General features: G+C 72.8%; 5 protein-coding genes. 2 read left to right on the top strand and 3 right to left on the bottom strand.

Annotation, left to right across the window (positions count from 1 at the left end; genetic code table 11):
- Window positions 1–190: 190 nt before the first annotated feature.
- The gene (locus ACFV4N_RS39130) at window positions 191–439 is read right to left on the bottom strand and encodes a hypothetical protein (protein ID WP_499677734.1); all 249 of its coding nucleotides are present in this window, start codon (window positions 437–439) and stop codon (window positions 191–193) included.
- 300 nt (window positions 440–739) lie between these two features.
- Between ACFV4N_RS39130 and sfnG the strand changes: the two genes are divergently transcribed.
- Both sfnG and ACFV4N_RS39120 read left to right on the top strand, forming a co-directional pair.
- Window positions 740–1,876: a dimethylsulfone monooxygenase SfnG gene (gene sfnG / locus ACFV4N_RS39125; protein ID WP_499677733.1), complete on the top strand. Its 1,137-nt coding sequence runs from the start codon at window positions 740–742 to the stop codon at window positions 1,874–1,876.
- Window positions 1,873–3,090 carry an acyl-CoA dehydrogenase family protein gene (locus ACFV4N_RS39120; protein ID WP_499677732.1) on the top strand — a complete coding sequence of 406 codons (1,218 nt, stop codon included), beginning with the start codon at window positions 1,873–1,875 and terminating at the stop codon, window positions 3,088–3,090. Before sfnG ends, ACFV4N_RS39120 begins: the two co-directional genes overlap by 4 nt.
- Before the next feature lie 31 nt (window positions 3,091–3,121).
- Here ACFV4N_RS39120 and ACFV4N_RS39115 read toward each other — a convergent pair whose 3' ends face one another.
- Window positions 3,122–4,342, bottom strand: a complete 1,221-nt coding sequence (locus ACFV4N_RS39115) for a metal-dependent hydrolase family protein (protein WP_499677731.1) — start codon at window positions 4,340–4,342, stop codon at window positions 3,122–3,124.
- The coding region (locus tag ACFV4N_RS39110) for a flavin monoamine oxidase family protein (protein ID WP_499677730.1) at window positions 4,342–5,464 on the bottom strand (1,123 nt) is incomplete at its 5' end. The genes ACFV4N_RS39110 and ACFV4N_RS39115, both read right to left, overlap by 1 nt.

Genomic DNA, 5,464 nt, shown 5'->3' with positions numbered 1-5,464 from the left:
AGCAGCTCCCGCAGCTTCGGCCCGCCGACCGCCACGACCTCGCCGTCACGCTCCACCCGCAACGGCCCCAGCACCCCGAACCGCACGCACGACCCCCAGGCAGCAGAGGCCGCGAGCCTACCGCCGCCCGCCGGCACGCCTCCCCGGCGTCACCCGCCCGGCGCCACGCCTCCCCGCCCCGCGTCCGGCGCTACGCCTCCCCGCCCCCACCGCCGGAGAACCCGCTGCCCGCCCCGCCGCCCGGACCCCCGCCCGTCCCGAGCCCGCCCGCGCTGTGCGGGTTGAGCCGCCCCGCCGCGTCGGGCCGGTCACCGCCGCGCCCCACCCGGTCGGCGGGCACTACGAGCCCCTCCCGGATCCTCCGGGCCCTCCGGTCCACCAGCAGCCCCATCACCGACAACACCACGCAGACCACCACGACCCACGCCCACGGAGGCATGACGACCACCCCTTCCCCTCGCCCCCGAGTCTTCCGCCAGGCACCCGCTGTGGTCCAGGTCACCTGGGCAATGCTTGATCTTCGGGTCGCGCAAGCCCGGTTCAGCATGTGGACCGGTAGCGCTCCGTGTTGACCCGTTCGCGGCCCGCTGCTGGAGTGGGGGACGTGAAGCACCGGACCGCGCTGACCAGGCGCCGCCACGTGGACTTCGTCCGCGTCGCCGCGCAGGGCTGTCGCCACCGATAGGCCCGACTTCCCCTCCACCCGTCCACAGAGGACGCACAAGACCGGAGTTCCACCGTGCCCGAGAACCGGGAGCGGGGGCCGCTGAAGTTCGCCTACTGGGTGCCCAACGTCAGCGGCGGCCTCGTCGTGAGCAAGATCGAACAACGCACCGACTGGTCCTACGACTACAACCGCGAGCTGGCCGTGCTCGCCGAGGAGAACGGGTTCGAGTACGCCCTGAGCCAGGTCCGCTACCTGGCCAGCTACGGCGCCGCGTACCAGCACGAGTCCACCAGCTTCAGCCTCGCGCTGCTGCTGGCCACGCAGCGGCTGAAGGTGATCGCCGCCGTCCACCCGGGCCTGTGGCACCCGGCCGTGCTGGCCAAGCTCATCGCCACCGTCGACCACGTCTCCGGCGGACGCGCCGCGGTCAACGTGGTCAGCGGGTGGTTCAAGGGCGAGTTCACCGCCCTCGGCGAGCCCTGGCTGGAGCACGACGAGCGCTACCGGCGCGCCGAGGAGTTCATCCGCGTGCTGCGGGCGAGCTGGACGGAGGAGTCGGCGCAGTTCGCGGGCGACTTCTACCGCCTGCGCGGCTACGACCTCAAGCCCAAGCCGCTGGAGGTGCCCGGCCGGGCGCACCCGGAGGTCTTCCAGGGCGGCAACTCCACCGCCGCGCGCGCCATGGCGGGCCGGGTGTCCGACTGGTACTTCAGCAACGGCAAGGACTTCGACGGCGTCACCGAGCAGGTCGAGGAAGTCGGCCGCGCCGCCGAGCAGCACGGCCGCACCGTGCGGTTCGGCCTCAACGGCTTCCTCATCGCCCGCGACACCGAGGCCGAGGCCCGCGAGACGCTGCGCGAGATCGTGGCCAAGGCCGACGTCCCGGCCGTGCACGGCTTCCGCGACGCCGTCCGGCAGGCCGGCGGTTCCACCACCGACAACAGGGGCATGTGGGCCGATTCGTCGTTCGACGACCTCGTGCAGTACAACGACGGTTTTCGCACCCGTTTGATCGGTACGCCGGAGCAGGTCGCGCACCGTATCGTCGAGTACAAGAAGCGCGGCGTGGACCTGTTGCTGCTCGGCTTCCTGCACTACCACGAGGAAGTCGCCCACTTCGGCCGCCACGTCCTGCCGATCGTCCGCGAGCTCGAAGCCGCCCTGGACGCCTCCGCCGCCACCGCCGAACCGATCGGAGCCCACCCGTGACCCTCTCCGAGCAGCACACCTGGACCACCACCCCGACCTCACCCGGCGAGTGGCTCGACCGCGCCCGCGAGGTCGCCACCCTGCTGGCCACCGACGCCGTCGCCCGCGACCGGGCCGGCGCCACCCCGCACGCCGAGGTGGCGCTGCTCAAGGACTCCGGCCTGGTCACCCTGCTCGGCCCGGTCGAGCACGGCGGCGGCGGCCAGGACTGGACCACCGCCTACCGGGTGATCCGCGAGGTCGCCGCGGGCGACGGCTCGATCGGCCAGCTCCTGGGCTACCACTACCTGTGGTTCTGGGCGGCGCGCCTGGTCGCCACCCCGGAGCAGGTCGCGGCGGTGGAGGAGCAGGCCACCCGCGAGCGGTGGTTCTTCGGCGGCGCGGTCAACCCGCGCGACAACGACCTGACCATCACCGACGAGGGCGACGAGATCGTCTTCACCGGCCGCAAGTCCTTCTCCACCGGCAGCAAGGTCTCCGACGTCACCGTGCTGGAGGGCGTCCTGGAGGGCACCGACAAGCACGTCTTCGCCATCGTCCCCTCCCACCAGGACGCCATCGCGTTCAACGACGACTGGGACAACCTCGGGCAGCGGCTCACCGAGAGCGGCAGCGTCGAGATCCGGGGCGTGCGGGTGCCGTGGGCGCAGGCCGCCGGGTACGTGGACAAGGAGTTCCGGCCCCGGGTCTACAACACGCTCAACGTCCCGCTGATCCAGTTGGTGTTCACCAACTTCTACCTCGGCATCGCCAAGGCCGCGCTGTCCACCGCCGCCGCCTACACCCGTGAGCGGACCCGGCCGTGGCCCTACGCGGTCGACGTCAAGGACGAGGCCGTGGAGGAGTTCCACGTCCTGGAGACCTACGGCGACCTCCAGGCCAAGCTGTGGGCCGCCGAGGCGCTGGCCGAGCGCGCCGCCGGGCTGATCGAGGCGATCAACACCCACCCCGACACCGTCACCGAGCGCGAGCGCGGCGAGGCCGCCGTGGTGATCGCCGCCGCCAAGGTCCGCGCCATCGACACCGGCCTGGAGATCGGCACCCGGATCTTCGACGTGACCGGCGCCCGGGCCACCGCCAACCGCGTCGGCCTGGACATCTTCTGGCGCAACATCCGCACGCACAGCCTGCACGACCCCTTCGCCCACAAGAACGCCGAGGTCGGCCGCTACGCGCTGCTGGGGGAGGTGCCCAAGCCCACCTGGTACACGTGACGATCGCCGGCACGGGTGCCCGGGACCCGCTTCACGGACGGGTGCGGACGACACCGCCCTGCACGACGAAGTCGACCCGCCCCATCACGTCCATCGAGGTGAGCGGGTTCCCGGGCACGGCGACCAGGTCCGCGGCGCAGCCGGGGCGCAGGCGGCCCAGGTCCGGCCGGTTGAGCAGGTCGGCGGCTGCCGAGGTGGCGGCGCGCAGCGCGCGTTCGGGCGCGACGCCCACCTCGGCCAGGTCGACGAACTCGCGCCAGTTCTCCGAGTGCGGGAACACGCTGGCGTCGGTGCCGAAGACCAGGGTGGCGTCGCTGTCGGCGAGCGCCCGCGAGGACTCGCGGATGCGGTCGGCGTGGGTCTGGAACTTGGTGCGCACCACCGGTGGTTTGTCCTCCCAGAACCCGTCGTCGTCCAGGTGGCCGACGAAGTGGGCCATGGAGTGCAGCGTGGGCGCGAGGGGCACGTCGCGCTCGGCCAGCAGCGCGAAGGTCTCCGCGCTCGCCAGGTTGGCGTGCTCGACCGAGTCCACGCCCGCGCGCACGGCCCGGCGCACGGCCTCGTCGTTGAACGCGTGCACCGCGCACGGCAGACCGAGGTCGTGGGCCGTGCCGACCAGCGCGTCCACCTCCGCCTGGGAGTAGGTCACCGCGGCCGGGTCGTCCGCGGGGGAGGAGAAACCGCCGCTCGCCGCGAACTTGATCCAGTCCGCGCCCGCCCGCGCCTGTTCGCGCACCAGGCGCACGACCTCCTCGACCCCGTCGGCCAGGGTGCCGACCTGGAGGCCGAACCGGGTGGCCAGGCTCGGCCTCTTCTCGCCGTGGCCGCCGCGCGCGGACAGGATGTTCGGCGCGGTGATCAGGCGCGGTCCGACCACGACCCCCTCGGCCTGCGCGCGGCGCAGGTCGATCGTGGCGGGGTAGTCGGCGCAGCCCAGGTCGCGGACCGTGGTGAAGCCGTTGTCCAGCAACGCGCGCATCGCGGGCAGCGCCCACAGGAGCTGGACGCCGAGGGGCTCGGTCACCAGGGCCTCGTCGAGCACGTGCACGTGGCAGTCGATGAGACCGGGCAGCAGCGTGTGGCCGGGCAGCACCACGGTGGTGCCCGCCAGGGTCGTGTCCACGTCCCGCCCGACGGCTTCGACCCGCCCGCCGCGCACCAGGACCCGGGCCTGCCCGTCGGAGCGGAGCCGCTCGCCGTCCCACAGCCGGTCGGCGATGACCACGAGGTCGCCGTCGTCGTTCGCGGTCATCACCGGTCGTCCTCGTCGTCGTCGGGCAGGACGAGGGGACGGTGGTGCTCGTCGCCCCACAGGTCGCCGGGACCGGGGTTGTCCGCGGTGGTGTGGCCGCCCAGGCAGCGCAGCACGCCCCAGGCGGCGTTGAGCCCGGAGGCCATCGCGTGGTCGAGCCACCCCGGGGACCACGCGACGTCGTCGCCCGCCAGGAACAGCGGCGTGGCCGGTTCACCCGGCACCGCCGGTGAGCCGGCGAAGTCCTTGACGAAGTTCGCGAACAGGTCCCACTGGTAGGTGTAGTCGCCGGGGCGGGCGTAGCGGCAGTAACCGCGGAAGTTCCGCTCGTTCTCCCAGGAGATCGTGCACGCCTCGGCGGTCTCGGCCTGCCGGCGCAGTTCGTCGGCCACGTCGGGGTGGATCTCGGCGAGTTCGCGGACCAGCGCGCGGACCCGTTCGGCCGTGTCGGACGAGGCCAGCTTCATCGAGTCCTGGGCCCAGGTGAAGCTCAGCACGAGCACCCCGCGCCTGCCCCCGGGTTCGGGCGGCTCGCCGTAGTCGAACGTGTAGGTCGCCCTGGGCAGCCGGTCGGTGATGGTGACCCCGTCCAGGCTCGTGCCCTCCCAGAAGGCAGACGGCGTCACGAGGACCGTCTTGGCGGACTGCCAGTAGCCGATCCTGCGGATCGCGTCGCGCAGGCGCGGCCCGAACGGCGCGACGCCGTTGAGCGGGCGGACCTCGACGCCGGTCTCCAGGATGTGCAGTTGCGGGGTGAAGACGGCGGCGGGGTACCACTGGCTCGTGCCGTCCTCGCAGTGCACGACCACCCCCTGAGCGTGGTCCGCGCCGACCTCCAGTGCCGTGACGGCGGGCCGGGGCGCGCCGCGGTTGACCTCGGCGAGGCTGGTGGGGGTTCCGTCGGGCCCGGTGGTCCGGTGGTGCCAGAAGGCGTCCGCGAGCGCGCTGATCCCCTCGTCCAGCAGGTACATCGTCGAGCCCTCGGTGGTCAGCAGCATCCGCAGCGTTTCCAGGAACGACAGGTGGTAGAAGGTGTCCCACACCGTGGTGGCCACGCCCGCGGTGCCCACCAGGTGCGCGTCCGCCCGGCTCAGGCCGACGCCGCCGGGGTCGCGCAGGAAC

The sequence above is a fragment of the Actinosynnema sp. NPDC059797 genome (assembly GCF_042732085.1).
Lineage (GTDB): Bacteria > Actinomycetota > Actinomycetes > Mycobacteriales > Pseudonocardiaceae > Actinosynnema.
This window is presented reverse-complemented; position numbering and strand designations above follow the sequence as displayed.

Bases quoted from the DNA above. Each gene is read 5' to 3' on its own strand.
- ACFV4N_RS39115 (WP_499677731.1), bottom strand. From the start codon at position 4,342: ATGACCGCGAACGACGACGGCGACCTCGTGGTCATCGCCGACCGGCTG.
- ACFV4N_RS39130 (WP_499677734.1), bottom strand. From the start codon at position 439: ATGCCTCCGTGGGCGTGGGTCGTGGTGGTCTGCGTGGTGTTGTCGGTG.